The sequence below is a fragment of the Pseudomonas argentinensis genome (assembly GCF_001839655.2).
Lineage (GTDB): Bacteria > Pseudomonadota > Gammaproteobacteria > Pseudomonadales > Pseudomonadaceae > Aquipseudomonas > Aquipseudomonas argentinensis_B.
Window position 1 is genome coordinate 3,327,758 of sequence record NZ_CP056087.1, and the last position, 26,968, is coordinate 3,354,725.

Sequence of the window (26,968 nt, forward strand, 5' to 3'; positions counted from 1 at the left end):
CGATAGTCACGCCGCGTTCGCAGCCAGCCCTTGCCGCACCACACCCGCCAGCCGGCGCAGCCCCTCACCCAGGCGCTGCGGTGCCACGTGGCTGAAGTTAAGCCGCAGGTAACCAGGCTCGCGATCCGGGTCGATGAAGAAGGGTTCGCCCGGCATGAAGGCCACGTTCTGCGCCAGCGCCGCATCGAGCAGCAGGCGCGTATCCTGGGGCTGCTTGAGCTTCAGCCAGAAGAACAGGCCTCCCTGGGGAATCTGCCAGTCGGCCAGGTCGCTGAAGTGTTCGACGAGCGCCGCCTGCATCGCATCACGTCGCAGACGATAGAAATCACGCAGCTCGGCCAGGTGCTCACGGTACTGCTCGCTGCCCAGCCACTGCAGGGCCTGCCACTGGCCGACCCGGTTGGTGTGCAGGTCTGCCGACTGCTTGAGGCGCAGCAGATGGGGGAACAGGTCCGGCGTGGCGATCAGGTAGCCGACACGCAGCCCCGGCAACAGGGTCTTGGAAACCGTGCCGGTGTAGATCCAGCTGGCCTTGCGCAGGCGGCTGACGATGGGCGTGGCGCTGCCGGCATCGAACACCAGCTCGCGATACGGCTCATCTTCGATCAGGGTGACCCGGTAGCGGTCCAGCAGGGCCGCCACGGCATCGCGCTTGGCTTCGCTGTAGCGCACGGCGCTGGGGTTCTGGAACGTCGGAATCAGGTAGGCGAAGGCCGGGCGCTGGCGTTCCAGCTGCGCTTCGAGGGCGTGCAACTGCGGGCCGTCGGCCTCCTGGGGCACGGCCACGCAGTCGGCGCCGAACAGCTGGAACGCCTGCAGCGCCGCCAGGTAGGTCGGCGCTTCGAGCAACACCTGGGTACCCGGGTCGATGAACAGCTTGCTGGCCAGGTCCAGGGTCTGCTGCGAGCCACTGACGATCAACACCTGGCTGGCCTCGCAGGGCACACCCAGCAGCCGGGCTTCGCCAGCGATGGCTTCGCGCAGTGCCGGCTCGCCCTCGCTCATGCCGTACTGCCCCATGCTGGCGGGCATCTGCGACCAGTCGAGCCTGGGCAGCATCTCCTCGGCCGGCAGGCCACCGGCGAACGACATCACTTCCGGGCGCTGGGCGGCCGCGAGGATTTCCCGGATCAGGGAGCTTTTCAGGCGGGAGACGCGTTCGGAGAAGGCCATGGGGTCACCAGGTGATAATTCATGAAACGAGGGTCTGTTGACGTTTCACGCACGGCCGCGCCGGAGCCCGTTTTGCCGCGAGGCAAGGCACGAGCCGCGAAGTTTAGCGGGCTAAATGAGCCGGCGAGAAACGCAGCATCGCGGCAAAACGGGCCCGGCCCTGCGGGTTGCGCGGGAAATCTCGCCATGCGTCGTTGGAGGACTTGAAAAGGGAACGCCATTCCCTGCGTCCTCCGCCTCGCCTGGCGAGATTTCTCGCGGCAACGCGGCTCGCGTTGAAACGTCAACAGACCCTAGGTCAAACTGCTTGACCGAAAGTACGATGCCCGAGACATATACGTCAACATGATTGACCTTAAAAATTCAGCCGATCAGCAAACTGCCATGGCCGCCTTCTTCTTCGGTTACCAGGCGTTCACCACCAAGGCCGATGAAATGCTCGCGCGCCGCGGCCTGTCGCGGGTGCATCAGCGCATCCTGTTCTTCATCGCGCGGCATCCGGGGCTGAGCGTCAGCGAACTGCTCGGTTATCTGGGGGTGAGCAAGCAGGCCCTGAGCATTCCCCTGCGCCAGCTGATGGAAATGCACCTGAGCCGGAGCGTCACCGCCGAGGACGACAAGCGCAAGCGCCTGCTCGGCCTGACCGTCGAAGGCGCCAGACTGGAGCGCGCCCTGCGCCGCGAGCAGGTCAAGCTGCTGCGGCGGGCGTTCGATGAGAGCGGCAGGCAAGCGGTCGAGGGCTGGCTGGCGGTCAACAAGGCGCTTTGCGGTACAGCTCGCCCACCGGAGTAGCCCCGCCCCAACTGTACGGTCACTTATCGCGAGCTCTGTATGGCGACGATCCCGGCGGCAACCCTTATCGTCGTCGTTCACTCAAGAGAACTCGTCATGACCCCGGAACTGCTGCTCGCCTTCGTCGCCTTCGCTTTCGTCACCTCGATCACGCCAGGCCCCAACAACATGATGCTGCTGGCCTCCGGCGTGAACTTCGGCGTGCGCCGCAGCGTGCCGCACATGCTCGGGATCAGCCTCGGTTTCATGGTGCTGATCATCTGCGTCGGGCTGGGTTTGGGGCAGCTGTTCGAGCGACTGCCGCTGCTGTACACGCTGCTGCGCTACCTGGGCGCCGCCTACCTGCTCTACCTGGCCTGGAAGATCGCCGGCTCCGGCGCGCCGGACAGCACCGGCGGCGAGCGCGGCAAGCCCTTTACCTTCCTGCAGGCCGCGGCGTTCCAGTGGGTCAATCCCAAGGCCTGGGTCATGGCCATCGGCGCCATCGCCACCTACACCCCGCAAGAGAATTTCCTGGTCAACGTGCTGCTGATCGCCGCCCTGTTCGCCGTCGTCGGCGGGCCCTGCGTCGGCTTGTGGACGGTGGCCGGCAGCCTGCTGCGCAACTGGCTGCGTAACGCCACGGTGCTGCGCGTCTTCAATATCGGCATGGCCGTGCTGCTGGTGGTCTCGCTGTACCCGATACTCGCCGACATCAAAGGAGTGCTGTAATGCGCGAGAGCAGCCAAACGCGCCTGCGCCCGCTGGCCGACACCTCCACCTCTGCGGTGGTTGCCGGGTTCATCGGCATGCTCACCGGCTATACCAGTTCCCTGGTGCTGATGTTCCAGGCGGGCCAGGCCGCCGGATTGACCAGCGGACAGATTTCCTCGTGGATCTGGGCGCTGTCGATCGGCATGGCGGTGACCTGCATCGGCCTGTCGCTGCGCTACCGCGCCCCGGTGATGGTCGCCTGGTCGACGCCGGGCGCGGCGCTGCTGATCACCAGCCTGCCCGGCGTGCCCTACGGCGAGGCGATCGGCGCCTATATCCTCTGTTCGGCGCTGATTCTGGCGTGCGGGCTGACCGGCAGTTTCGACCGCATCATGCGCCGCATTCCCGGCTCCATCGCCGCGGCGCTGCTGGCCGGCGTACTGTTCAAGATCGCCCTGGAAATCTGCGTGGCGGCCGAGCAGCAACCACTGCTGGTGATCGCCATGCTGTTCACCTACCTGCTGGGCAAGCGCCTGCAGCCGCGCTACGCCGTGCTGGCCGCGCTGGTGGTCGGCTGCGTGCTGGCCGGTATGCTGGGGCTGCTGAATTTCTCCCAGTTCGAGCTGCAACTGGCCACCCCCGAGTGGACCACACCGAGCTTCTCCATCGCCGCGGCGATCAGTATCGGCATCCCGCTGTTCATCGTTGCCATGGCATCGCAGAACCTGCCGGGCATGGCGGTGCTGCGCGCCAACGGTTACGACGTACCGGCGTCGCCCCTGCTCAACACTACCAGCCTGGTGTCGGTCCTGATGGCGCCCTTCGGCTCCCATGGCATCCATATGGCCGCCATCAGCGCGGCCATCTGCGCCGGTCCGGAAGCCCATGAGGATCCGCGCAAGCGCTACACCGCCGCGGTCTGGTGCGGGATCTTCTACGGCATCGCCGGGCTGTTCGGTGCCACCCTCGCCGCCCTGTTCGCCGCCCTGCCCAAGGCGCTGATCCTGTCGGTGGCCGCCCTGGCGCTGTTCGCCTCGATCATCGGCGGCCTGACCCAGGCCATGGGCGAACCCCGGGAACGCGAAGCGGCGCTGATCACCTTTCTGGTCACCGCTTCGGGCATGACCCTGTTCGGGGTCGGCTCGGCGTTCTGGGGAATCGTCGCCGGGTTGCTGACGCTGCTGCTGCTCAATGGCGGGAAGCGCGGTGCCTGAAGGCAGTGGTATAGCGATAGCGGCCATTGGCTGCGGGCACCAATTGGTGGGCTAAAGCCCACCCTACAGTTCGTACGCCATAACGTAGGGTGGGCTTCAGCCCACCAAAAATTGAATGGCCGCTACTTTCTTGAATCAGTCGTTACGCGGCGACATCTCAGACCTCGGCCCTCAACTGCTTGCCATGGGCCGCATTCACCCACCAGCCGAAGGCCGCAGCGGTGAAGAACATGATGATGCTGTACAGCGCCGCGGGAATCGCCATGGTGCTGTTGTTGAGCAGCACCGGGCTGAGCGCCAGGGCAATGGCCAGGGTACCGTTGTGGATGCCAATCTCCATGCCGATGGCGATGGCTTGGCGCAGGCTCAGGTTGAGCAGGCGCGGCACGAAGTAGCCCACCGCCAGGCTCAGCAGGTTGAAGGCCAGCGCCGCGGCGCCCACCACCGGCGCGTAATCGAGCACCGTCTGCCAGTCCTTGACCAGTGCCAGCACGATGATCAGCAGCAGGAACAGGGCGGAAATGATCTTCACGGGGTTTTCCATGCGCAGGGCGAAACCGGGAAAGCGGCTGCGCAGGAACATGCCGATGGCCACCGGCCCCAGCACGATGACGAACACCTGCACCACCTTGGCGAATTGCAGCGCAATGGCCTGGTCACCTTCCATGAAGTAGGCCAGTGACAGGTTGACGATAAAGGGCATGGTCAGCACCGCGACCACCGAGTTCACCGCGGTCAGGGTGATGTTCAGCGCCACGTCGCCATGGGCCAGGTGGCTGTACAGGTTGGCCGAGGTGCCGCCGGGCGAGGCGGCCAGCAGCATCATGCCGACCGCCAGGGCGGGCGCCAGGCCAAATGCCTGAACCATGAAGAAACAGGCCACCGGCAGCAGCAGCAACTGGCAGAACAGCCCGATCAGCACCGGCTTGGGGTACTTCACCACCCGGGCGAAATCCGCCAGGGTCAGTGACAAACCCAGGCCGAGCATGATGATGCCCAGGGCCAGGGGAAGAAACACACTCAGCAAGGGACTTGCAGTCATCGCTACCTCGGCCTGGTCAGACTTCCGTGATCGTGATCCACACTGTAGCGGGCTATCGACGCCTTGCGCGCGGGCGATGGCCCCATCAGTTCGATGGATCGGCAAACATTCGGCCACTGCGACATCCTTGTCCAATCCCAGGCCGAGGATTATCACCACAGCTTATTTCAACGGAGGCTCTCCATGTCCACTCAGCTCAACCGTCAGTTTCTGCTCGCCAAACGCCCCAGCGGCATGGTCAGCCGCGATACGTTCGATTACGTGGAAAAACCGGTCGGCGAACCGGGCAATGGGCAGATCCTGGTCAAGAACCGCTACCTGTCGCTGGACCCGGCCATGCGCGGCTGGATGAACGAAGGCAAGTCCTATATCGCGCCAGTGGGCCTGGGCGACGTGATGCGCGCCCTCGGCGTCGGTGAGGTGGTGGCCTCCAACCACCCGGATTACTCCGTTGGCGATCACGTCAATGGGGCCCTCGGCGTGCAGGACTATTTTCTCGGCGAGCCCAAGGGCTTCTACAAGGTCGACCCCAAGCGCGCGCCGCTGCCGGTGTACCTGTCGGCCCTCGGCATGACCGGCATGACCGCCTACTTCGCCCTGCTCGATGTCGGCGCACCGAAAGCCGGTGACACCGTGGTGCTGTCCGGCGCCGCCGGCGCGGTGGGCAGCATTGCCGGGCAGATCGCCAAGCTCAAGGGCTGCCGGGTGATCGGCATCGCCGGCGGCAGGGAGAAATGCGCCTACCTGATCGACGAGCTGGGTTTCGATGCGGCCATCGATTACAAAAGCGAAGACCTGCCTGAAGCCCTCAAGCGCGAATGCCCCAAGGGCGTCGACGTGTATTTCGACAACGTCGGTGGCGACACCCTCGATGCCGTACTCGGCCGCTTGGCGCCCAAGGCGCGTATCGTCATCTGCGGGGCGATCAGCCAGTACAACAACAAGGAAGCGGTCAAGGGCCCGGCCAATCACCTGTCCCTGCTGGTCAATCGCGCACGCATGGAGGGCTTCGTGGTCATGGATCACGCCGCCAACTTCGCCAGCGCCGCGGCGGAAATCGGCGGCTGGCTGGCCAGCGGCCAGATCAAGTCCAGGGAGCACGTCGTCGAGGGCCTGGAAACCTTCCCGGAAACCCTGCTCAAGCTGTTCAAGGGCGAGAACTTCGGCAAGTTGGTACTCAAGGTCTGACCTTCAACCGGGCGGCCAACAGGCCGCCCGGCTCTCACCCCCAGTGCAACAGTTCCTGGTCGCCTGCCCGCTGGTCACCCACGAAGCAAAGATGGCCACTGGCCATTAAATTGCTTGAGCCTGCATGACCGTTCGGTTAGTTTCGCCGCCATGCAGCCAGACGGCTAAACGTTTTCACGCGCCGGAGTCAGGATGGAACTGTTCTTCACTGCCATAACCCTCGTGCTGGTCGGCGCGGTCTACTTCCTGCTGCAGCGCGCGCGCAGCCCGGCAACGCAATGCCGCAAGCAGATGAGTGACTGGCTGGCGCGCTTCGACGCGGCCACGCCGGTCGAACAACACGAGATGGCCGAAGCGCTACTGCGTCAATCGGCCGAGTTGGCGTCGCAGATGGGGATCGAGGTCTATCTCGACGAATTGCTGCCGGCCGGTGACGACCCCATCGAGCTGATCCGCGCCTGGCAAGCGCAGCTGCCCATCGCCATTCCCGCCCATGCCCTGCCCAACACGCCCGCACGCACGGTGGGCGCCCTGCTGCTGATTCGCGACGTGCAACCGGAGAGCTTTCGCGCGCTGCTGGGCCAGGCCGTCACCAGTTGAGGGCGGTACAGGGCTTCTACGAGCCCCCAGGGCCTGCGAGGCAAGGCACGAGCCGCGAAGTTTAGAGGGCTAAATGAGCCGGCGAGAAACGCCGCATCGCGGCAAAGCGAGCCCGGCCCTGCGGCTTGCGCGGCAGTGTCAATAGGCCCTAGAGGCTGCGCATCAGGATGATCGGCAAAGCCGTGAACAGCAGCGTAACCACGAAAAGAATCAGCAGCAGATCAAGGCTATAGAAGGTCACGTCATTCTCCAGGCGGACAGGCTTGGTGTCCACATCAGGGTTACCCACGCCGCATCGATTGCGGCAACAGAGGCCAGTGACCACTTCCCGGTTGCGCGATGGTTCATGAGCGCAAGACTTCGGATCACCCTTTCACCATAGCTCAGCTATCGCCCACTGGCATGCCGGCATGCGACAGGCTGCCGCATGCCGGCGACCCGATGGCCCTCCCCGTCAGACCATTGACCGGAACTTCTGCGCTCTGAAGCCTACTGAAAACTGTATCGGCTTTTTCAGGAGACCCCGAATGGGACAGTGGAACATCTGGTTAGATCGCGACCTGTGGATCGCCATCGGTATCGTGGTGGCGGCGACCGCAGTGATCTATACCGTGCTGCGCACCTTGGTCGGCATCGTTCACAAGCGGCTGCTCACCTGGTCCAAGGGTCAGGACGGCAACTGGCAACATTTCGTCGCGGTGGTGGTTGGGCGTACCAACCGCACCCTGCTCCTGGCGTTCTCACTGTTGCTGGCCCTGCGCCTCCCGGAACTGCCCGGCAGCTGGCAGGCCGCGCTGAGCCACACCTGGTTCGTCGCCCTGGCGCTGCAGATCGCCCTCTGGGTGGATACCGGGGTGCGCCTGTGGTCGCGCAGCCTGGTGGTCGGCAAGCACGGTGGCAGCGGCTACAACCCGGTGATGACCACCATCATCAGCATCATGGTGCTGATCGTCATCTGGTCGGTGATGCTGCTGTCGATCCTCGCCAACCTGGGCGTGGACATCACCGCCCTGGTGGCCAGCCTCGGGGTCGGTGGTATCGCCGTGGCGCTGGCGGTGCAGACGGTGCTGAGCGATGTGTTCGCCTCGCTGTCGATCGGCGTCGACAAACCCTTCGAGATCGGCGACTTCGTGGTGTTCGGCGAGGTGGCCGGCAGCATCGAGCATATCGGCTTGAAGACCACGCGGATCCGCAGCCTCAGCGGCGAGCAGGTGGTCTGCGCCAACGCCGACCTGCTGCGCCAGATCGTGCACAACTACAAGCGCATGGACACGCGACGCATCGTGTTCAAGTTCGGCATCAGCTACGACACGCCGAGCGACAAGGTGCGCCAGGTGTCGGAACGGGTCGGCGAGATCATCCGCGCCACGCCGAAAACCAAGTTCGACCGCGCGCACTTTCTGGGCTTCGACGAGAGCCAGCTGACCTTCGAGGTGGTCTATATCGTGCAAAGTTCGGACTACAACCAGTACATGGACATCCAGCAGGAGATCAACCTGCAGCTGCTCGATGCGCTACGTGAGCTGGATGTGCGCTTCGCCCTGCCGCGCCGCGATCTGCGCCTGGTCGGCGAGCACATGCCGACCCTCAAGGTGGCGGGCTTGCCGCAGCAGGCCGAGCACGAGGCGGAGGATCAGGAGCAGCGCCTGCCGCGCTTCAGCTAAGCCTGCGCGGACAGGGTGTCAGCGGCAACCGCTCAGGCGGTTGCAATTGACCCGGTCGCGATCCCCCTGGGAGCTGGACAATCGGCTGACCACGTTCCAGCCGATTCGGCGGCTGGAGCCGACCCACACCTGCCCGTCGGCGCTGACACCGGTGAACAGCTGCAGCCGGCCATAGGTGGTGCTGGTCTGTGACCAGCCGAGCCCGCTGATCACGTCGAAGCCGCGCATCAGGGTGTCGTTGCCCTGCTGGGCGATGCCATAGTGGTTGCCGAAACGATCCGTGCAGTTGAGCAGCGTCGCGCTGCGCGTACAGCGCATGGCGTCGCCCGGCAAGGTAAAGGCGGCGTGGGCCGACAGGCTCAGGCAGAACAGCAGGACGGTGGTAATCCAGCGCAACGGGGTATCCACTCGCAATCAGGTCCGTCAGCCTATCAGATCGATCAGAATCGGCCAGTCAGCGGGTACTCGACCGCCAGCCGCAGCTGATCCGTGTCGCCCTCCGCCTGCGCCGCGTTGCCGCGGTGCACGCTCTGGCGCAGCAGCACGTTGAGCCCTTCCAGGGTGCCGGACTGCACCACATAGCGCAGGTTGAGATCGCGCTCCCAGTGCTTGCCGCCCTTGCCGTAGCCCAGCCAGGCGTAACTGCCCTTGGGGTCCACGTCGCTGCCGTCGATGCCGCTGCCACGCACATAGGCAGCGCCGGCGCTGAGCCCGGGGAGGCCGAGAGCGGCCATGTCGTAGGTATAGGCCAACTGCCAGGATCGCTCATTGGGCGCGTTGAAGTCGGAAAGTTGCACGGCATTGCCCAGCCAGATGGCACCGCGGGTCACGTAATCGAAGGGACTGTCGCCATCGACCTTCTGGTAGCCCAGGGCGATCTTGTGAAAGCCCTCGCTGTAGCTCAGCAGCAAACTGGCGGTGGTATTGGACACCCGGCCGGCCAGCGCCTGACCGATGTCGCTGCTGCGGTAGAGATTGAGATCGGCGCTCAGCGCTCGCTCGTCATCGAAGGCATGGATGTAGTTGACGCCCAGGTAACCCGTACGCCAGCTGTCTTCCAGCTCACCACCGTAGAGGCTCAGCGACAGTGCCGGCACGCCCGTATAGGAGCCGCCCACGAAGCTGAACGCGTTGCCCAGTGGCCGGCTGGGGTCTGCGTAGTTGATGATCAGTGGATTGTTGTTGCTGCGCGAATTGCGATCCGCCGAGCCGGTGAAGTGCCCGCCGGTCAACACCAGGTCATCGATTTCGCGGCTGTCGATAAACCAGCCGGTATGGGTTTCCGGCAGCAGACGGCTATCCGACGAGGAAAAGATCGGCGTCTTGACCCGTTGCTCGCCGTAGCGCACCCAGGTCGATGACAGGCGCGCCTTGACGGCTGCGCCACCGCGCGCAGCGTCGTTCTGATCATAACCGTCGTTGTCCACCGGCATGTGACGCATCTTGCCCGCGCGACCGCCGCCGCCATCGAGCTTGTGTGACAGGTACAGATGGCCATCGAGCCCGAAACCCACGGTGCCCTGGGTGAATCCGGACTTCACCTCGCCCTGCATGCCGTAGCCCCACTCCTCGGCATAACCGTTGCGGCTGTCACGCGGCTTGTAGGCGTTGCGTGCGCCATTGCTGCGCCCGCCATTTCGATAGTCGCGATTCTCGTACACACTGCGATTGAGCAGGCTCCAGGTGGCATCGCCGATAAAGCCGGCACTTTTGACCTGCTCGTCGCCAGCTGCCAAGGGCTGGGGTGAAACGCAGCATGCCGTTACGGCAAGCAAACCTAGATATGACCTGTTCACGATTGCTCCTTGATTGAACCCATATGCCAGCAAAGGCTGAATGCCGCCGCCATGCCAATGCCCATCAATGCCCACCACAACAGTTGTGGCGGTGCCTGATCGGCCGGCAGGAAGCGGCCGATCAACACGTTGCTGAGCAGCGCGACCAAGCCGCCTACCCCCGCAAAAAATCCGTAATAGGCCGCCAGTTGGCCGCGCTTGGCGTAATGGGGCACATGGGCCGAGAGCAGCGGCAGCACCAGCAGGCTGCCGAGGCTGAACAGGGCAGCCATCAGCTGCACGGCCAGCTGCGCGCCCAGCAGGGTGACCAGCGGCTCGGCCAGCAGGCCGTAGCTGGCTGCCATCAGCGCCAGGCCTGCGCCCATGCCCTGCCCTTCGCTGATCCAGCGCTGGCGCAGGCTGCTGACCGGCATCTGCAGCAGCACACCGACCAGGGCGGTGATCACGAACACCCGGGTGATCCACTCCTGGCCGCCGCCATAGGCGTGGCTATAGGCCGGCACCGCCAGGTACAACGGGTGAAACAGCAGCGGATAGGCCGCAGCCAGCAAGGCGAAGCGCAGGAACGGCCACTGCCGGAGCATGTCCAGACATTGGCGCAGCATGGTCACCGGTTGTTCGCCCGAAACCAGATCCTTGAGCGGCAGGAAGCGCCACTGCACCAGCGTCATCACCAGGAAAAGCGCCGCCGATACGCTGCCGGTCACCGAAAAATCCACGCTGATGAACAGCAGGCCAGCCAGCGGCCCGAGCAGCATGCCGGCGGTGCTGGCCATGTTGTGCAGGGCGAACGCCTGCTTGCGCAGCTGTGTGTCCTGGCATTCGTCCGCCAGATAGGCTTGGGCGCAGGGTGTGAACAACGCGCCGGCGAAACCGCTCAGGCAGGCGGCCAGCAGCAGTACCGCCAGGCTCTCGGAAAAGCCGAACACCGCGAAGCCGACACAACGCACCGCGCAGCCGATCAGAATGGCGCGCCGGTAACCGATGCGATCGCCCAGCAAGCCACCGAGCAGGAACAACCCCTGCTGGCTGAACACGCGGATGCCGAGCACCAGGCCCACCGCCCAGCCGGCCAGGCCTAGGTTCTCGCTGAGATGCCCTGCCAAGTACGGCATCAGCATGTAGAAGCCGAAGTTGAACGTCAGCCCGTTGAGGATCAGTACACGCGCTGCCGGAGACAGCGAACTCAGGGTGGTCAGGACAGGGCGCATCAGGGCACGACACTCATCGAAGACATGGGCATTCAGTATGCCGAATTGGCCTGTTCGATGATCTGCTCGAAACGCTGCTTGGCCCGGGCCGGAAGCGATGCGGGAATCTGCACTTCGCGGCTCGGGCGATCGCCAACCTGAATCAGCATCACCATGCCCATGGCCAGGTGGGGGATGCACTGGATGCCATAGAAGCCCGGCACCTCGAACTTCACCTCGATTTCCTCGTTGATTCTGCCCTTGAACGGCTCGGCAGCCGCGGGCAAAAAAACCGGCAGGCTCGCGGCGTTATGACTCGGGTGGGTGGCGATGAACTTGACCCTATCCCCTGGCGCGATGGCCAGGTAATCGGGCTCGTAGACCATGGCACCGCCGGCGCCGCGGTTGAGCATCTTCACCTCGTGCACCTCGGCCCGGGCCGCGGTGCAGATCAGGGTTGTCAGAAGCGTGATGGCGTAGCGAATGGGCATGGCAACCGTCCGTGTCAGGCAGGATGAAAACGCAGCACCCGGGCGCCGTCTTCCGGGTCGGTCAGGTAGCGGGCGCGCACCCCGAAGGTGTCGCGCAGGCGCTCGGTGGTAAGTACTTCGTCGGGCTCGCCCAGTGCCACCAGGCGGCCGTGTTCCATGACCCCGAGACGATCGCATTCCAGGGCCTGGTTGAGGTCATGCAGGGCGATCAGGGTGGTGACCGGCAGCGCCCGCACCAGGTTGAGGATCGACAGCTGATGCTGGATATCCAGGTGATTGGTGGGCTCGTCGAGCAGCAGCACCTGGGGTTGCTGGGCCAGCGCCCGGGCGATGTGCACCCGCTGGCGCTCACCCCCGGACAGTGTGCTCCAGGCATGCTCGTGCATGTGGGCCATGTCCACGTCGGCCAGGGCCTGCATGACAACGCGCTCGTCATCGGCCGACCACGGCTGCAGCGCCGACAACCAGGGCGTGCGCCCCAGTTCGACGGCATCGCGCACCGTCACGGCGTCGCTGGTATCGGCCTGTTGCTCGACGAACGCCAGTTGCCGGGCCACCTCGCGGCGGCTCAGGCTCGCCAACGGCTTGCCATCGAGCTGCACCTGGCCACTGCCCGGTGCACGAATGCCGGAGAGCAGCTTGAGGAGGGTCGATTTGCCCGAACCGTTGGGCCCGATCAGTCCCAGGGTTTCGCCCTGGCGCACCTCGAGGTCGACGCCCGCCACGATCGCCCTGCCCTTTACCGACCAACCCAGGTCGCTGCACTGCAACATGGTGCTCATCGCCTTTGCCTCCCGCGCACCAGAATCACCGCGAACGCCGGCGCGCCGACCAGGGCGGTGACCACGCCGATCGGCAGCACCTGGCCCTTGATCGCCGTACGCGACAGCACATCGGCGGCGATCAGGAACACCGCGCCAGTCAGTGCCGAGACCGGCACCAGCCGGCCGTGCCGCGCACCGACCAGCAGCCGCGCGGCGTGGGGGATCACCAGGCCGACGAAACCGATGGAGCCGACGATCGACACCATCACCGCCGTGACCAGGGCGGTACAGGCGATCAAGGTGGCCTGTACGCGGCGCACCGGTACGCCCAGGGAGGCCGCCGACTCGGCGCCAAAGGTGAAGGCATCCAGCGCCCGGGTATGCCAGGCAACCAGCAAGACCCCGGCCAGCGCCATCGGCACGGCCAGCAGTACGTCCTGCCAGTTGACCCCGCTGAGGTTGCCGAGCAGCCAGAACATGATGCCGCGGGCCTGCTCGGCGCTGGCCGACTTGGTGATCAGAAAGGAGGTCAGCGCATTGAACAGTTGGGAGCCGGCGATGCCGGCAAGAATGATCTGCGCACTGCCGCTGATGGCGCCACCGCCCGCCGCCCGGGCCAGCAGCGCGACCAGGCCGAATGCGGCGACCGCGCCGAGAAAGGCGCCCATGGACAGCGACAACATGCCGGCCCCGACCCCGAGCAATGCGACGGAAACCGCGCCGGTCGAGGCGCCGGCAGAAATACCCAGCAGGTAGGGGTCGGCCAGGGGGTTGCGCAGCAATGCCTGCAGCACCACTCCGGACACCGCCAGCCCGGCCCCGCAGCTGGCGGCGACCAGGGCGCGGGTCAGGCGGTAATTCCAGACGATGCCCTCGTCGATCGGGTCGAGCACGAAGCCTGCCCCGAACAGCTTGTTGGCCAACACCTGGAACACCACCGAGGGCGCAATGTGGGTTTCACCCAGGGCGATCCCGGCGATCACCGCCACGCCGAGCAATAGCAGGCAGAACAGGGTCAGCAGGAACAGGCGCGAACTGCGTGCGATCATTGGAAGTCGTCAACGGCCTTGGCAAGGGTTTCGATGCCGCTGATCATGCGCAGCGAGGCCTGCATGCCATCGGCATCGATGATCACGATGCGCCCATGCTTGACGGCATCCATGTGCTTGGCGACCGGGTCGTTGCGCAGGAATTCGAGCTTCTTCTGCACATCGTCGGCGGGAAAGCGACGGCGGTCCATGCGCGCCAGCACCAGCACCGTGGGGTTGGCCTTGGCCAGGGTCTCCCAGCCGACGCTCGGCCATTCCTCGTTGGACTCGACCACGTTGCGTAGCCCCAGGGATTTCATCATGTAGTCGGCCACGCCCTTCTGGCCCGCCACGTAGGGGTCCAGATCCATGTCCGGGCTGGAGAACCAGAACAGCGCGGAAATATCCCTGGCCTGACGCTGCTCGGCACCGGCCACCGCCGCGGCCAGGCGCTTCTGCAGATCGGCGACCAGGGCGTCGCCCTTGTCCTGCACGTCGAAGATCTGCGCCAGCTGGTCGATGCTCTTGTACAGGCTGTCGATCTGGAACGGCTGCAGGCGGGTGCCGTCGGCGCCGACCAGGTTGTCCTTGCCTTCGCAGTCGGTGGGCATGATGTAGGTGGGGATGTTCAGGTCGTGAAACTGCTTACGCGTACCCACCACACCCTGCTCGCCCACCATCCACTCGAACTGCACCGCCACCAGGCCCGGGCGCTTGCCGATCACCGACTCGAAGCTCGGGTCGTTGTCGGCCAGGCGCGGCACCTTGGCATTCTGCGCCTCGAATTCGGGCAGCACGTGGCTGAACCACAGCGAAGTACCGGCCAGGCGCTCGCCCAGGCCCATGGAATAGAGGATTTCGGTGCCCGCCTGGCCGATGGTCACGGCAGTGCCGGGGCTTTTCGCAAAGGTCAGCGACTGCCCGCAGTTTTCCAGGCTGAGCGGATACTGGGTCGGGCCGGCGGCACAGGTCAGAGAAGACAGACTCAGGGCGGCACCGATGAGGGCAAGGCGTGACACGAACATCCGGGTGATCTCCTAATCAACAAATACGCATAAAGGCAGTGCGTAGGCTGGAGAACACATCACGCCGCGCGGCCACGGCCACGCCTGTCCCTTGCGGGAAGTGATCACGGATGCCCCCTCCCGGACACCCCGCCGGCGGTTCGATTACTGGCGCCTGCCCACCAGAAGCGGAAGCAGACCCATGCCGGCAGGTCTCCTGACTGGTACGTCTGCGCAACGCGGCGGCCTTCCCGGAAGCGATTCCCAGTGACACGAATGCAGCGCTGCTCGATACCTACAGTTGCGGGGGCAGTTCCGTTTGGCCACCCGAGGTGGCGACGGATTCCCTATTAATTCCTCACGGAAACCGGCGCCGGCATCTTAAACGATTAAGTGATCCGCCTGCAGCGCTTTGCCGCCGTTTTACCGTTCACAACACCAGGCCTCTTCAGCCAGAGCCACGCAACGCCCTACGAAAAGCGCCGCCATTATTGTTACAACATAACATTTTGGCAAGCGCATTTAGGCGAGGTTTTCGCGGTGCCCCCGAATCGACGAGCAAGGCTTGTAATGAGAATTAAAATCATCAAGACTGAATGCGTTACTTTATAACGTAGCCAATGGAGCCCCCATGAAACCCGATATCCACCCCACCTATCGCCCTGTCCTGTTTCACGACGTTGCCGCTGACGCCTACTGGCTGATCGGCTCCACGGTCGAGACCGACAAGACGCGCCAGCACAGTGACGGCAACACCTATCCCTATGTCACCCTGGACGTATCCAGTGCATCGCACCCGATCTACACCGGCCAGCAACGCCAGGTCACCAGCGAAGGTCGCGTGGCCGGCTTCAACAAGCGCTTCGCCGGCTTCGCAGGCGCCAAGTCATGAAGGTCGTCGCCTCGCTGAAACAGGCCAAGCTGCGCCATCGCGACTGCCAGATCGTCAAACGTCGCGGACGCATTTACGTGATCTGCAAGACCGAGCCGCGCTTCAAATGCGTACAGGGCCGCCCCAAACCCCAGCGCAAGAACAAGGGCTGAGCGCCTGTATCACCGCCTCGAGGCGCCGCGCACCCTCAGCGAGGGATCACGGCGTCGACGGGGCATTGCGATTGGAAGCTATCGCCGCGGACGAGCTCGCCGCCCTCGGCAGCGGCACTGACAACTCTACGCGCAGCATGGCGAAGCGAATCGCCAGGGCCGCGCCGGACTCCCGACAATAACCATATCCCTCCCTTATCGGCTGGCCTGTTGCCAGGGGTGCCAAGCCGTGGAATGCAGCCAGCACCTGCTACCGTACCTTTACGTCCTGGTCATGCAGCGGGACAGCGCCCGAAAAGTCCAGAGCACCTGAGCCCATTCGACCTTGGCTGCCGGCGGTCTGGCGGCTTACAAGGTGTGGTCATAGAGAATCGCCGCGCCCACGCCGATCAGCACCAGGCCGCCGAGGATTTCCGCCTTGCGGCCGATCGCGGTGCCGATCAGGCGCCCGAGCATCACGCCTATGGTGACCATGGTCATGGTCGCCAGGCCGATGGCCAGCGCCGCGGGCCAGATGTTCACATCGACGAAAGCCAGGCCGACACCCACGGCCAGCGCGTCGATGCTGGTGGCGAATGCCGTGGCGGCCAGCAGCCAGAAGGAATGCGCCGTGGGTTTCTCTCCTGCCTCGTCGGCCTCGGGCTGCAAGCCCGCGTGGATCATGTGGCCGCCGAGTAACAGCAGCAGCGTGAAGGCGATCCAGTGATCCCACTGTTCCACATAGCCAGCCGCGGCCTGGCCGATGAACCAGCCGACCGCCGGCGTGATGGCTTCGATCACGCCGAAGATCAGACCGGTGCGCAGGGCATCGAGAAATCGGGGGTTGTGCAGCGAGGCGCCCTTGCCGACAGCCGCGGCGAAGGCATCGGTGGACATGGCGAAGGCCAGGAAGACAAGAGAAAGGAAACTCACGGTTACGTCTCGGTCGGGCTACGAGTCAATGACCGATACACGCGCCCGACCTCAGGCACGTATCAGTCATTGGTCTCACCAACCGAAAGGTGTTCGTACCACGGCTGCTGCCGAGAATGTTGATACGAACGCTGCCGAGCGAACCCGGAAGCAGGCTACTCCCCAAAGAGGCCCGCACTTTACTCAAAAGCGCAGCGCGAAAAAACCATTTTTTCTACCGGGAAATCAGTCGTTTCGACAGGAAGGTTCGCTACCCGGCCACTGGCTGCGCAGGCAGCGTGCCGATGGGCTGTCTTGCACCGCGGCTAACAGGGGGGCGCAGAGCTCCAGAGGGCGGCTCGGCGGAAGCCGCCATCCGCGACACTCAGCCAGTGACGCTGCCTTTGAACGGGCGCCCGGCGAAATACGTCCACCAGGCTGGCGACGACCATCTCGCCCATACCCGTGGGGGTCTGCATCGTGGCGCTGGCGCGGCTGCGGCACCACCTGCTCGAACTCGAACAGCTCGCCGGGCACCTGGGGCTCGTCGGCGAACACGTCCAGCCCGGCACCGGCGATCTACCCACTGCAGCGCGGCGACGAGGCCAACTGTCCCAGGCGCTTCCGGCAGATCCACGGACTGCCGCCCAGCCAGTTCCGCCGCTAGCAACTGAACCCGGGCACGCCGCCGATTCCGTTTACCGACTCGCTCGCTAGGCGGCGCTGGCTGCCTGGGCGGCACGCAGGCGGCGCACGTAGAGCACGCCCCAGGTCAGCCCCAGCAGTGCCGAGGCCAGCGATCCCAGCAGCACGCCCAGCTTGGCGGCGGCCAGCAGGTTGGCATCGCTGAATGCCAGGTTGGCGATAAATATCGACATGGTGAAGCCGATCCCCGCCAACAGGCCGATCAGGGCCACACCGCCCCAGGACACGTCGGCGGGCAAGCGGCACAGGCCGAGCCTGACCACCAGCCAGCCGACGCTGATAACCCCGACCGGCTTGCCCACCAGCAGCGCGATGGCCACGCCCATCATCACCCAGTGCGAGGTGCTCGACGACAGATCGGTACCACCCAGGCTCACCCCGGCGTTGGCCAGGGCGAACAACGGCATCAGGCCGAAGGTGACCCAGGGGTGCAGTGCCAGTTGCACGCGCACCACCGGCGGCAGTAATTCGCGCTGGGCCAGGCGCAACTCGCGCAGCGCCTGCGCGGCCTCGTTGGAGGCCACCGCCGTGCCGCTGTCGTCCTCCAGCTCGCGGGCGATACGGCCGACGGCATCACGGGGCAGCTCGCGAGTGGGCAGGCACATCACCGGCGTCATCAGGCCGAGAATCACCCCGGCCAGCGTCGGGTGCGCGCCGGTCATCAACAAGCCGCCCCACATCAGCGCACCTGGCAGCACGTAGGCATAGGCCGAGCCGATGCCGATGCGCTGCAGCCCCAGCACGGCCAGTGCACCAACACCGGCCAGGGCAAAGCCGCTGTAGTTGAGGCCGTCGGAATAGAACAGCGCGATCAGGGTCACCGCGATCACGTCGTCGATCACCGCCAGGGTCAGCAGGAAAATGCGCACGCCCGAGGGAATGCCCTTGCCCAGTAACGCCAGCAGGCCAACGGCAAAGGCGATATCGGTCGCCGCTGGAATCGCCCAGCCGTGCAGCCCGGCGCCCTGGTGGTTGAGGCTGGCGTAGATCACTGCCGGCATGATCACGCCGCCGCAGGCGGCAGCAATGGGCAGCGACGCCTGACGCAGATCGGCCAGGGCACCGTCATGCATTTCGCGGCGAATCTCCATGCCGACGATCAGAAAGAACAGGGTCATCAGGCCGTCGTTGATCCAGAAGTGCAGCGATTGGGAAAAACCAAAGCTGCCGAAGCCGAACGACACCGGCGCATGCCAGAGCGCGTGATAGCTGTCGGCGTAGGGCGAATTGGCCCAGATCAGTGCGGCGGCGGTAGCCAAGAGCAGCACCACGCCACTGAAGGCTTCACGATGAAGCAGGTTGCGAATGCAAGCGAAGGCATGCTCAGCCAAACGCTGGGCACGGGGAACATCCTGAACAGACGGGCGTGATTTCATGGCCGAAAAAGGCTCCGCGCGGCGGCCCGACCAACGCTACTAGACCTGTCTCGCCGCACCATACGGCTGACACCCGGCCGCCATCCTACACAGGAGCCCGCTTAGCACACCAGCCCCGTTGCCCTCGCATGGCCGCCGCGCGGAGCGGCCAGGCGAGGGGCTTGTGGTCGCCGCCAGGCTGGGTCAGCGCCCGGTCTTGATCCGCGTCCATTCGCGGGTGATGATCCGCTGGATCGGTGCGGGCAGGTCGGCAGACACGTACAGCTTGGCGATCACTTCGTCCGCCGGGTAGATGCCCGGGTTATCCCGCACACTGGGCTCCAGCAGCGCGGTGGCATCCTTGTTGGGGTTGGCATAGCCCACGTAGTCGCTCACCGGGGCGATGACCTCGGGGCGCAGCAGGTAATTGATCAGCGCGTGGGCGCCCTCGGCGTTGCGGGCATCGCGGGGAATGGCGAGCATGTCGAACCATAGGTTGGCGCCCTCTTTCGGAATCACGTAGCGAATATCCACGGATTTACCGGCATCCCTGGCGCGACTCTGGGCCTGCATCACGTCACCGGAGTAGCCCACCGCCAGGCAGATGTCGCCGTTGGCCAGGTCGGAGATATAGCGCGACGAATGAAAGTAGGTCACCGAGGGGGCCAGCTTCTGCAACAGCGCCGAGGCCTTGGCGTAGTCATCGGGTTGCTGGCTGTTGGGATCGAGGCCCAGGTAATGCAACGCCTGGGGAATGATCTTTACCGGCGCATCGAGAAAGGCCACGCCGCAGCTGCGCAACTTGGCCAGGTTGTCGGCATTGAACACCAGTTCCCAGGAGTCCACCGGCGCGCCCTCGCCCAGTACCGCCCTGACCTTCTCGGCGTTGTAGCCGATGCCGACCGTGCCCCACATGTACGGTACCGCGTACCGGTTGCCGGGGTCGGCGGCCTCCAGGCGCTGCATCAGGCGGGGATCGAGGTGCGGCCAATTTGGCAGCCTGGCGCGATCGAGGGGCTGATACACCTGGGCCCGAATCTGCTTGGACAGGAACTGGCTGGACGGCACCACCAGGTCATAGCCCGAACGCCCGGAGAGCAGCTTGGCCTCGAGCATCTCGTTGGTTTCGAAAACATCGTAGGCGACGGCGATGCCCGTCTCCTTCTCGAAATTCTTCAGGGTGTCGGGGCCCATGTAATCGGACCAGTTGTAGAAATGCACCTGTTTGTCGTTACCCTGGGCGAAGGTGCAGGCGACGAGGCTGAGACTGGCGAACAGCAGCTTGGTCATGATCGATCCTTGTTGAGTGGCGACGTGCTGGGGTGGGCGACCGCTTGCAGGGCGCGCGTGGCGCACTTTTTCAGTCCGCGGCCGTTGCCAGCGATGGAGCGGGCGGGCACCGAGGCAGCCAGCTTGCGAAAGCAGGCTATGCCGGCGAGCCCCACTTACTGTTCTAGTAGAGGGGGCGAAAAATACAAACTACCCGCTATCGCCTGCCCCCCCAAGCCGCAACGAAGCCCCTCGCCTGCATGCCGGCAGCCGCGGTCATGCGGTGTCGATATCGACCAGGGGCGCCACCTGCCGCCTAATCTCCCCCGCCGCCACCGTCCCCACCCTCACCGCCAAAATCACCGCAGGCACGATGATCATCGACGATGGCGTTGCCGGGGCCGCTGGAACAGCTCGAGTTGCCAGCGTCGCGGTGTCGAGCGGTGCTCTTCCTGCGCAAGAACCCATATAGAAAACGCAGGGCAAGCGCCACCAACAACCCCACGGATATCCAAAGGGTCACACTGTTGAACCAGTTGCCTTGAATGATCATTGCCGACTCCTGCCATCCCCTGCGGCGATACGACGCCGTAAACCCATCCTGCGGGTGCGGGCCCTGAGCGTGCTCCGACATGAGGTGCGCTGACCATTCAGCGTCGCGCCTTGCCGGGAGATAGTCGCTACGGAGCACACGACCTCATGAACGGACCCACTTGTTCAGACACAGCGCAAATGCGCGTCGACCCAGCCTTGCAAGCCGGTGGTTTCAATCTGCCGTTGCGCATTATAGGTCTGCGCCTTGGGCCAGGCCACGCCCTTGCCCTGGGCGAAAACCGCCCTGTATCTGCGCATCGAATCATCGGGCTGGGCGGCCAGCTCGGCGCTGAGCACTGGCAAGGTCCACACCAGGCGTTCAACCTGGCGACCCAGCGACTGATCGATGACGTCTGCAAGCTGGCGGTAGGTGATCGTGTCGCCAGCCGTGAAGGTCACCCGGTTGAGCCGCTCGGGGTCGAACAGGATCCTGGCGGTAAGACGGGCGATATCCTGCGGGGTGGTCACCGTAACCGCCGTTTCCCAGCTGCCCAGGGCGCGCACCCGGTTGTGCTGCAGGTCGACCACTCCAAAGGCCGGTTCGAACAGAAAGCTGGTGAACATGCCGGTGGCGATGATCTGCCACTGCAGCCGCGACTGGGCACGTAGCAGCTGGCGTACATCGAGCTGTTCGTCGAACAGGTTCTGGGGGCTGCCGTAGCCGATCTGGTCGTAGTCCACGCCGAACTGCCAGGGCACATAGTGCTTCACATCCGAGCGCAGGGCCGCGCGGGTCAGTTTGAGTTGCATGCCCGGCCCGGAGACGAAGCCGAGGCAGCTGATCAGCCTGTCGAAGCCGCTGAACAGCGTGGCGAGCGACTGCTCGCTGTCGTTCACCACATCCGCCGTCACCACGCCGACGCCGAGCCCGTCGAGCTCCGCGAGAAGCCCGCGTCTATCCGCTGACGCAGCGCCCGGCGCCGCGGGCCGCAGCATGACGGTTACCTGTACGCCAGGCAGGCCTGCCAGCGCGTGCAGCATGGCCAGGCCGAGTTCCCCGGCGCCCAGTACCAGGATGTTGTCGGTTGTTGCCACAGGGGTTGGTTGCATCGCAGACTCCGGTCGAACGCTCAATGACGATGCGCTCATCCTGTCACCCCTGACCAACATTCAGAAGAAGGCACACGCGTGATACCGCATGGATACGATGACGGAGGATGACGTGATTCGCGTTGCCCAGGCCACCTGCGATGCACTCGGCGACGAGGACGACACGCTCAAGCGCGAGGTGCTGACCCATGCCGGCAATCGTTGGTCGCTGGGCATCGTTCATGCGCTGGGCGCCCACGGCAAACTGCGCCATGCCGAGCTTGGTCGACGCTTGCCAGGCGTCACCCAACGCATGCTGACCCGCAGCTTGCGGCAACTCGAAAGAGACGGTTTGCTCAGCCGCTTCGACCACCGCGAGGTACCGCCGCGGGTCGATTACCAGCTGACACCACTGGGCCGCAGCTTCCTGGCCCGCATGGTGCCGCTATGGATGTGGCTGCTCGAACACGCCGAGGATTTTCGCAGCGCAAGAGCGCGCTTCGACGAGACGCGAGGCGCAGGTGAAAACCCAGCGAAGCCTCCAGGGTCTGTTCCCGTTTCGCGCACGGCCGCGCCGGAGCCAGTTTTTGCGCGAGGCAAGGCACGAGATGCGAAGTTTGGCGGGCCAAATGAGCCATCGAGTAACGCCGTCTCGCACAAAAAACGGCCCCGGCCCTGCGGGTTGCGCGGGAAATGACCTCCGCTGTCGTTGCAGGACTTGGCAAGGGAATGAACAGACCCTAGGGTGGTGAATTAACCGCAATCTATCTCGGCGCTCATGGTCGATCTGGATACCGGCGTCTGACACCGCAGCGCCACCCATCAGGACCCTGGGGACCCATGAAGTACGCAACGTTTTGCCCGCTCGCCACAATCGAACGGCTTTGCCGTGGCACCACTACCGTGCTGGCAGTGGCAGCCAGCCTTGGGCTCCTCGCCGGCTGCACCGCCAGTGAGGACAGCCAGAACGAGGTGTCGAACGATTCGCCCCTTGCCTCGACCAGTACCAAGCTGTCCCCGCTCGATGAACGGGATATCGCGGCCAACCCCTTGAAGGGGGAACTGATATGCGCCTTCTCGGTGGGGCGCAACACGCTGCTATACGCTGCCGGCAACGTCGCCACCCAGGCCGACGCTGAGGCAATCGTGAAGTTCGCCGATCAGGTGATGACGGTGCGGGCGCCCGGTGGCTTCGACCAGATGCTGCAGGGCACGACATTCAAGGGTGAACGACTGGTAATCGAGGTAAAACTCACCGAGCAGCCCCACAAGGCCGACGGGAATGGCGCTTCTGTCTACCCGTCCGCCACGCTCACCTACATTCGCAACGACAGCGCGATGCGCTCGGAGCAAGGCCAGTGGGAGTGCGGGCCGTGAGGGGGCGAGTCATCGCCCCCCGGTTTTACCCACCGCACAGGCTGGAGCGTGCCTAGACCCTGAACCGGGCGACGAGGACATTCAGATCAAGCGCCAGACGAGCCAGCTCGCTGCAGGCAGCGGCAGTCTGGTTCGCCCCCGAAGCGCTCTGGATCGACAGGTCGCGAATGCTGATCAAATTGCGATCGACTTCACGGGCCACATGGGCCTGCTCTTCCGACGCCGTGGCGATCTGCAGGTTTCGCTCGTTGATCTGGCCAATGGCGTCGACGATCTGCTCCAGCGAACGGCCGGCTTCGTCGGCCATTTGCAGCGTATTGTTGGCTTCGCTGCTGCTGGTCTGCATGGCCAGCACCGCGCTTTCGGTGCCGGTCTGTATGGCCCCGATCATCTGCTCGATTTCCTGGGTTGATGCCGAAGTGCGATGGGCCAGGCCGCGCACCTCATCGGCCACCACGGCGAAACCGCGGCCGTGCTCGCCAGCGCGTGCCGCTTCGATCGCGGCGTTCAGGGCCAGCAGGTTGGTCTGGTCAGCGACGTTGCGAATGACGTCCAGCACCTTGCTGATATCGCGTGCCTGTTCCGCCAATCGCTGAACCTGTGCGGAGGAATCAAGAACGTTACCTGACAATTTGCGAATCGCCGAAACCGTGCGTTCCACATGCTGATAACCGGCTTTGGCCGACCCCGTGGATTCGCGGGCCGCATCCGAGGCACCGCTGGCGTTGCGTGACACTTCCTCGACAGCGGCGCTCATCTCGGTAACCGCAGTGGCCGCCTGGTCGATTTCCGCGTTCTGATTCTGCATCACACGCGTGCTTTCCTCGGTCACCGCGGCCATCTCCTCCGCGGCCGATGCCAGCTGCGTGGACGACTCGCCGATTTGCCGGATCGCCTGGTTGAGGTTTCTTTGCATGAGCGCCTGGGCGGCCTGCAAGCGGCTGGCTTCGTCCTTGCCAGTGACGCTGATGGTTTTGGTCAAATCGCCCTCAGCAATACTCTCCGCACTGAGCATGGCTTCATTGATGGGCCCGGATATCGAACGGGTCAGCAAGGTGGCCAGCAGCACGGTCAGAACCACCGCCACGGCGATGGTCACCAGCACCCCCGTTCGCCCGTGACTGTAGGTTTCACTGGCGTTGATGCCGGCCTGTCTGGCGCCAGCGGCGTTGAAGGCAATCAGTGCATCGAGCTGCTTTTGCAGCGTCTCGCCTATTGTACGACCGCTGCTGTTGCTCAGGCTCAACGCCTGCCCTGATTGCTGCTGACGCAGCAGATTCATCACCTGTTGCTGCATGTCGAGATAGCGCTGGGCACTGTCGAATACGCGTTGAAAAACCGCGCTTTCTTCTCCGGGCATCAGCAGGTCGCGTTGATAGCGGGTCAGAACCTCCTGGAACGAGGAACGATAGCTCTGTATCGCCGCGTCATCCACGACTCCGGTATTGGTACCTTCAGTGGAGGCGAGAACCCGCAAGGTTTCAAGACGAATATTGAGCAGATCCTTTTGCATTTCGCCAGATGCCTGGATGCTCGCCATCCAGTTGGTCTCGATATCCTGTTCGGCGAGGTAAAGATCACTGAGCCTGGAGAGCGAAAAAAACCCCAGCGCCACAACCAGGAGTGAAATCAAGGCGAAGCAAAAAGCAGCCCGAGGGGCAATATTGAAATCCCGGAAAGACATGGGGGGTGCACCATAAGGAGGAGTCCATCACCAACGCCTCCTTGTCGGCCAAGCTAAAGCAGCCACCGCTGATGGCGGGCACAATGATATCAAAAAGCCACCTGAAACCATATGAAACAAAGTATTACTTGAAGAAATTCAGCAACAGCCTGCCAGACCTTATTTTTTTCTCTTTTAAATCAATATGTTGTCGCCTACATCCATTTATCTAACGGACGGACGGTAGCGTTTGGCAGGCCAATCAGAAAAATTCTGCTAAGACAGGGAGGCAGCCAACCAGCCCCGCTGTACGGCCACGCGTACCCGCCAGTGCAGGAAACGGGCGTGTTGGGCATCAGCTTGCAGTGGGGGGACGCGAGGCTTCCACTCAAGAGCAGTGCCGCCCTTTCAGCCTGGCCGAGATACAGGCCAGCCAGCATGGCCGACAGGAATAACCCTGCCTGCCACGGGCCGACCAGCAAAAGCACCACCGCAGGCCCCGGGCAGACTCCCGCGATTCCCCAGCCCACCCCGAACAACAGGCTGCCGCCGATCAGGCTGGCGTCCACCTCGCGCTTGATCGGCAACTGCATGGGCGCGCCTGACAGGGAACGTTTTCGCTTGCCTGCCCAATTCATGGGAATCGCGACCACCGCGATGGCCCCGGCCATGACCAGGGCCAATGATGGATCCCAGGCGCCGGCCACATCGAGGAAGGCCAGCACCTTGGCAGGATTTACCATGCCTGCCAGTAGCAGGCCCAGGCCGAATATCAACCCGGCGAGAAAAGCGCTCAGCTTGGTCATCTTCACGCTCCCAGCACATGACGAATGAGGTAAACCGTGGCGAAGCCGGTACCCATGAAGCATGCCGTGGCGACCAGGGAACGCGGCGCCAGCCGCGAGATTCCACATACGCCGTGGCCGCTTGTGCAACCCGAGCCATACCCCACGCCCACCCCGACCACCAGCCCGGCCAGGATCAACGCGGGCCACCCGCTATCGATCTGTATCTCCGGCAAGACAGCGAATGCGCTCCACAGTAACGGCGCAAGCATCAGCCCCAGAAGAAAGAGCATCTTCTCACCCCAGGCGTTACTGCCGCGCGCCAGTGCGGCACTGATCAGGCCACTGATACCTGCGATGCGACCATTGAAGAGAACGAACACACTGGCAGCCAGCCCGATCAGGGCCCCACCAGCCAATGAAGCCCACGGCGTGAAACTGCCCCAGTCAATGCTCACCCGTCCGCTCCTCTACGCCGCTGCGTAAATTCATAGATATAGCAATCTGACACCTTTCGGCCTAGTGACCTTGGAATCAGGTGTTTCACGGTGGCAATGCAGCAAGGTGGAGAACATCCCTGTGCAGCAATGCCAGGACGCCCCTCGGGCGCCCTGCTGATCCGTGGTTAAACTGCGACGCGAAGCGTGCTAGTCCGCCAGAGGCTCCAGCGAGGGGAAGTCGGCCAGCAGCTCCACCAGGGTCTCTCGAAGCCATCGATTGGCCGGATCATGATGAAACCGGGTGTGCCAATGCAGATGGATATCGTAGCCAGTGATAGTCCAGGGAAGCGGCACAAGGCGAACCCGCGCGATTTCAGCAAAGCGGCGCCCCACCGCCAGGGGCACGGTCGCGATCATGTCCGACTCGGCCACGAGAAAGGGCACTCCCATGAACCGCGGCAGGCTGAACCTTATCCGGCGGGTGACACCACGCAGGGCCAGCTCGCGATCCAGGATACCCATCCCACGACCGTCGGCCTGAACGGCGACATGCTCGGCTTGCTGATACTGCTCCATGGTCAATCGATCACCGATGAGGGGGTGATCCTCACGAACGATGCACACGAACGTATGGCCGTACAAGGCGCGGTTGCGGATCGACGAGTTGACCAGGCGCGGGAAGTAGCCGATAGCGGCGTCAACGTCACCGGCATCCAGACCCTCTTCCAGTTGTTCGGGTGACAGCGCCAGCGTACGGATACGCAGCCGCGGAGCGCGCTCGTCCAGCACCCGCATCAACTTGGGCAGGAAAACCATCTCGCCGATATCGGACATGCACAGCACCAGTTGCCGCTCCGAGTGCTCGGCCAGGAATCCCGAGGATGGCAGCACCTCGTTGCTCACCAATTCGAGAATGCGTTGCACCGGCTCGGCAATCTGCAAGGCCCTGGCCGTGGGCTGCATGCCTCGTGAGGTTCTCACGAACAGCGGGTCCCCGAACAAGGTACGCAGCTTGGACAGGGCGAAGCTCATGGCCGGCTGGCTAAGCCCCATCAGATCACCGGCCTGAGTGACGCTCTGCTTGCGGCGCAGTGCATCGAAGACCTTCAGCAGGTTGAGGTCGACATCTCTGATATCCATATTTTGGATTTCATATATAAGCCAAATTAGGTTTTCG

At 64.0% G+C, this 26,968-nt stretch carries 28 protein-coding genes, 2 pseudogenes and 2 riboswitches; of the genes and pseudogenes, 10 read left to right on the forward strand and 20 right to left on the reverse strand.

Annotated features, from left to right (window positions below):
• Positions 1–6: 6 nt before the first annotated feature.
• On the reverse strand, positions 7–1,173 hold the full coding sequence (locus SA190iCDA_RS14830) for a PLP-dependent aminotransferase family protein (RefSeq protein WP_070888090.1): 1,167 nt from the start codon (positions 1,171–1,173) through the stop codon (positions 7–9).
• 345 nt (positions 1,174–1,518) lie between these two features.
• Between SA190iCDA_RS14830 and SA190iCDA_RS14835 the strand changes: the two genes are divergently transcribed.
• The 3 genes from SA190iCDA_RS14835 (at position 1,519) to SA190iCDA_RS14845 (ending at position 3,872) form a co-directional block, all read left to right on the forward strand.
• Positions 1,519–1,965 carry a MarR family winged helix-turn-helix transcriptional regulator gene (locus SA190iCDA_RS14835; RefSeq protein WP_070888091.1) on the forward strand — a complete coding sequence of 149 codons (447 nt, stop codon included), beginning with the start codon at positions 1,519–1,521 and terminating at the stop codon, positions 1,963–1,965.
• A gap of 96 nt (positions 1,966–2,061) precedes the next feature.
• Entirely contained in the window at positions 2,062–2,676 is a 615-nt protein-coding gene (locus tag SA190iCDA_RS14840; RefSeq protein WP_070888092.1) for a LysE family translocator, read from the forward strand.
• Positions 2,676–3,872 carry a benzoate/H(+) symporter BenE family transporter gene (locus SA190iCDA_RS14845; protein WP_070888093.1) on the forward strand — a complete coding sequence of 399 codons (1,197 nt, stop codon included), beginning with the start codon at positions 2,676–2,678 and terminating at the stop codon, positions 3,870–3,872. The genes SA190iCDA_RS14840 and SA190iCDA_RS14845 overlap by 1 nt, the downstream gene beginning before the upstream one ends.
• A gap of 157 nt (positions 3,873–4,029) precedes the next feature.
• On the opposite strand, the gene SA190iCDA_RS14850 is transcribed toward SA190iCDA_RS14845, so the two are convergent.
• Complete coding sequence (locus SA190iCDA_RS14850) at positions 4,030–4,914, reverse strand: bile acid:sodium symporter family protein (RefSeq protein WP_070888094.1); 885 nt, start codon at positions 4,912–4,914, stop codon at positions 4,030–4,032.
• 183 nt (positions 4,915–5,097) lie between these two features.
• On the opposite strand from SA190iCDA_RS14850, the gene SA190iCDA_RS14855 reads away from it, so the two are divergent.
• Together SA190iCDA_RS14855 and SA190iCDA_RS14860 are read left to right on the forward strand one after the other, a co-directional pair.
• Positions 5,098–6,102 carry an NADP-dependent oxidoreductase gene (locus SA190iCDA_RS14855; RefSeq protein WP_070888095.1) on the forward strand — a complete coding sequence of 335 codons (1,005 nt, stop codon included), beginning with the start codon at positions 5,098–5,100 and terminating at the stop codon, positions 6,100–6,102.
• Between the two features lie 192 nt (positions 6,103–6,294).
• Positions 6,295–6,702: a hypothetical protein gene (locus tag SA190iCDA_RS14860; RefSeq protein ID WP_070888096.1), complete on the forward strand. Its 408-nt coding sequence runs from the start codon at positions 6,295–6,297 to the stop codon at positions 6,700–6,702.
• A gap of 148 nt (positions 6,703–6,850) precedes the next feature.
• Here SA190iCDA_RS14860 and SA190iCDA_RS14865 read toward each other — a convergent pair whose 3' ends face one another.
• Entirely contained in the window at positions 6,851–6,991 is a 141-nt protein-coding gene (locus SA190iCDA_RS14865) for a hypothetical protein (protein WP_170834004.1), read from the reverse strand.
• Between the two features lie 238 nt (positions 6,992–7,229).
• Between SA190iCDA_RS14865 and SA190iCDA_RS14870 the strand changes: the two genes are divergently transcribed.
• Positions 7,230–8,366, forward strand: coding sequence for a mechanosensitive ion channel family protein (locus SA190iCDA_RS14870; protein ID WP_070888097.1), 1,137 nt, complete (start codon positions 7,230–7,232; stop codon positions 8,364–8,366).
• Between the two features lie 18 nt (positions 8,367–8,384).
• Here the strand turns inward: SA190iCDA_RS14870 and SA190iCDA_RS14875 are convergent, their stop codons facing one another.
• The 7 genes from SA190iCDA_RS14875 to SA190iCDA_RS14905 are packed head-to-tail and all read right to left on the reverse strand — an operon-like array spanning position 8,385 to position 14,660.
• Positions 8,385–8,774 carry a hypothetical protein gene (locus tag SA190iCDA_RS14875; RefSeq protein WP_236100864.1) on the reverse strand — a complete coding sequence of 130 codons (390 nt, stop codon included), beginning with the start codon at positions 8,772–8,774 and terminating at the stop codon, positions 8,385–8,387.
• A gap of 32 nt (positions 8,775–8,806) precedes the next feature.
• Positions 8,807–10,162 (reverse strand): OprD family porin, encoded by a 1,356-nt coding sequence (locus tag SA190iCDA_RS14880; RefSeq protein WP_070888099.1) that lies wholly within the window; start codon positions 10,160–10,162, stop codon positions 8,807–8,809.
• A complete protein-coding gene (locus tag SA190iCDA_RS14885) occupies positions 10,159–11,373 on the reverse strand; it encodes an MFS transporter (protein WP_070888100.1) in 1,215 nt (404 codons plus the stop codon). Before SA190iCDA_RS14885 ends, SA190iCDA_RS14880 begins: the two co-directional genes overlap by 4 nt.
• Positions 11,374–11,405: 32 nt before the next feature.
• On the reverse strand, positions 11,406–11,843 hold the full coding sequence (locus tag SA190iCDA_RS14890) for a pseudoazurin (RefSeq protein ID WP_070888101.1): 438 nt from the start codon (positions 11,841–11,843) through the stop codon (positions 11,406–11,408).
• 14 nt (positions 11,844–11,857) lie between these two features.
• Positions 11,858–12,625 carry an ABC transporter ATP-binding protein gene (locus tag SA190iCDA_RS14895; protein WP_070888102.1) on the reverse strand — a complete coding sequence of 256 codons (768 nt, stop codon included), beginning with the start codon at positions 12,623–12,625 and terminating at the stop codon, positions 11,858–11,860.
• Positions 12,622–13,656, reverse strand: coding sequence for a FecCD family ABC transporter permease (locus SA190iCDA_RS14900; RefSeq protein ID WP_070888103.1), 1,035 nt, complete (start codon positions 13,654–13,656; stop codon positions 12,622–12,624). Before SA190iCDA_RS14900 ends, SA190iCDA_RS14895 begins: the two co-directional genes overlap by 4 nt.
• Entirely contained in the window at positions 13,653–14,660 is a 1,008-nt protein-coding gene (locus SA190iCDA_RS14905; RefSeq protein ID WP_070888104.1) for an ABC transporter substrate-binding protein, read from the reverse strand. The genes SA190iCDA_RS14900 and SA190iCDA_RS14905 overlap by 4 nt, the downstream gene beginning before the upstream one ends.
• A 168-nt stretch (positions 14,661–14,828) precedes the next feature.
• Positions 14,829–15,026: riboswitch (cobalamin riboswitch) on the reverse strand.
• A 244-nt stretch (positions 15,027–15,270) separates the two neighbouring features.
• Here SA190iCDA_RS14905 and SA190iCDA_RS14910 point away from each other — a divergent pair.
• Both SA190iCDA_RS14910 and ykgO read left to right on the forward strand, forming a co-directional pair.
• On the forward strand, positions 15,271–15,531 hold the full coding sequence (locus SA190iCDA_RS14910) for a type B 50S ribosomal protein L31 (protein ID WP_070888105.1): 261 nt from the start codon (positions 15,271–15,273) through the stop codon (positions 15,529–15,531).
• A complete protein-coding gene (ykgO, locus tag SA190iCDA_RS14915) occupies positions 15,528–15,683 on the forward strand; it encodes a type B 50S ribosomal protein L36 (protein WP_042552546.1) in 156 nt (51 codons plus the stop codon). The genes SA190iCDA_RS14910 and ykgO overlap by 4 nt, the downstream gene beginning before the upstream one ends.
• Positions 15,684–16,031: 348 nt before the next feature.
• Here ykgO and mntP read toward each other — a convergent pair whose 3' ends face one another.
• The 6 genes and pseudogenes from mntP to SA190iCDA_RS14945 all read right to left on the reverse strand — a co-directional run bounded on the left by mntP (position 16,032) and on the right by SA190iCDA_RS14945 (position 21,547).
• Positions 16,032–16,559 (reverse strand): manganese efflux pump MntP, encoded by a 528-nt coding sequence (gene mntP / locus SA190iCDA_RS14920; RefSeq protein ID WP_419203941.1) that lies wholly within the window; start codon positions 16,557–16,559, stop codon positions 16,032–16,034.
• Between the two features lie 40 nt (positions 16,560–16,599).
• Positions 16,600–16,766, reverse strand: a riboswitch (yybP-ykoY riboswitch).
• Positions 16,767–16,959: 193 nt separating this feature from the next.
• A pseudogene (locus SA190iCDA_RS14925) lies at positions 16,960–17,153 on the reverse strand (2-hydroxyacid dehydrogenase); the annotation flags it as partial.
• Between the two features lie 134 nt (positions 17,154–17,287).
• Positions 17,288–18,655, reverse strand: coding sequence for a Na+/H+ antiporter NhaA (nhaA, locus tag SA190iCDA_RS14930; protein WP_070888107.1), 1,368 nt, complete (start codon positions 18,653–18,655; stop codon positions 17,288–17,290).
• Positions 18,656–18,838: 183 nt separating this feature from the next.
• The gene (locus tag SA190iCDA_RS14935; protein WP_070888108.1) at positions 18,839–19,924 is read right to left on the reverse strand and encodes a polyamine ABC transporter substrate-binding protein; all 1,086 of its coding nucleotides are present in this window, start codon (positions 19,922–19,924) and stop codon (positions 18,839–18,841) included.
• Between the two features lie 295 nt (positions 19,925–20,219).
• A complete protein-coding gene (locus SA190iCDA_RS14940) occupies positions 20,220–20,456 on the reverse strand; it encodes a hypothetical protein (RefSeq protein ID WP_139159571.1) in 237 nt (78 codons plus the stop codon).
• 164 nt (positions 20,457–20,620) lie between these two features.
• Positions 20,621–21,547, reverse strand: coding sequence for an aromatic alcohol reductase (locus SA190iCDA_RS14945; RefSeq protein WP_070888109.1), 927 nt, complete (start codon positions 21,545–21,547; stop codon positions 20,621–20,623).
• An 88-nt stretch (positions 21,548–21,635) separates the two neighbouring features.
• On the opposite strand from SA190iCDA_RS14945, the gene SA190iCDA_RS14950 reads away from it, so the two are divergent.
• Positions 21,636–22,223, forward strand: coding sequence for a winged helix-turn-helix transcriptional regulator (locus SA190iCDA_RS14950; RefSeq protein WP_419203771.1), 588 nt, complete (start codon positions 21,636–21,638; stop codon positions 22,221–22,223).
• A 143-nt stretch (positions 22,224–22,366) separates the two neighbouring features.
• Positions 22,367–22,903 carry a hypothetical protein gene (locus tag SA190iCDA_RS14955; RefSeq protein WP_070888110.1) on the forward strand — a complete coding sequence of 179 codons (537 nt, stop codon included), beginning with the start codon at positions 22,367–22,369 and terminating at the stop codon, positions 22,901–22,903.
• Positions 22,904–22,955: 52 nt separating this feature from the next.
• Here the strand turns inward: SA190iCDA_RS14955 and SA190iCDA_RS14960 are convergent, their stop codons facing one another.
• The 4 genes and pseudogenes from SA190iCDA_RS14960 to SA190iCDA_RS14975 form a co-directional block, all read right to left on the reverse strand.
• Positions 22,956–24,587 carry a methyl-accepting chemotaxis protein gene (locus SA190iCDA_RS14960; RefSeq protein ID WP_070888111.1) on the reverse strand — a complete coding sequence of 544 codons (1,632 nt, stop codon included), beginning with the start codon at positions 24,585–24,587 and terminating at the stop codon, positions 22,956–22,958.
• A gap of 389 nt (positions 24,588–24,976) precedes the next feature.
• Positions 24,977–25,372, reverse strand: a pseudogene (locus tag SA190iCDA_RS14965) (DUF6691 family protein); the annotation flags it as partial.
• 2 nt (positions 25,373–25,374) lie between these two features.
• Entirely contained in the window at positions 25,375–25,809 is a 435-nt protein-coding gene (locus SA190iCDA_RS14970) for a YeeE/YedE family protein (RefSeq protein ID WP_070888112.1), read from the reverse strand.
• 189 nt (positions 25,810–25,998) lie between these two features.
• Complete coding sequence (locus SA190iCDA_RS14975) at positions 25,999–26,931, reverse strand: LysR family transcriptional regulator (RefSeq protein WP_083329913.1); 933 nt, start codon at positions 26,929–26,931, stop codon at positions 25,999–26,001.
• Between the last annotated feature and the right edge of the window lie 37 nt (positions 26,932–26,968).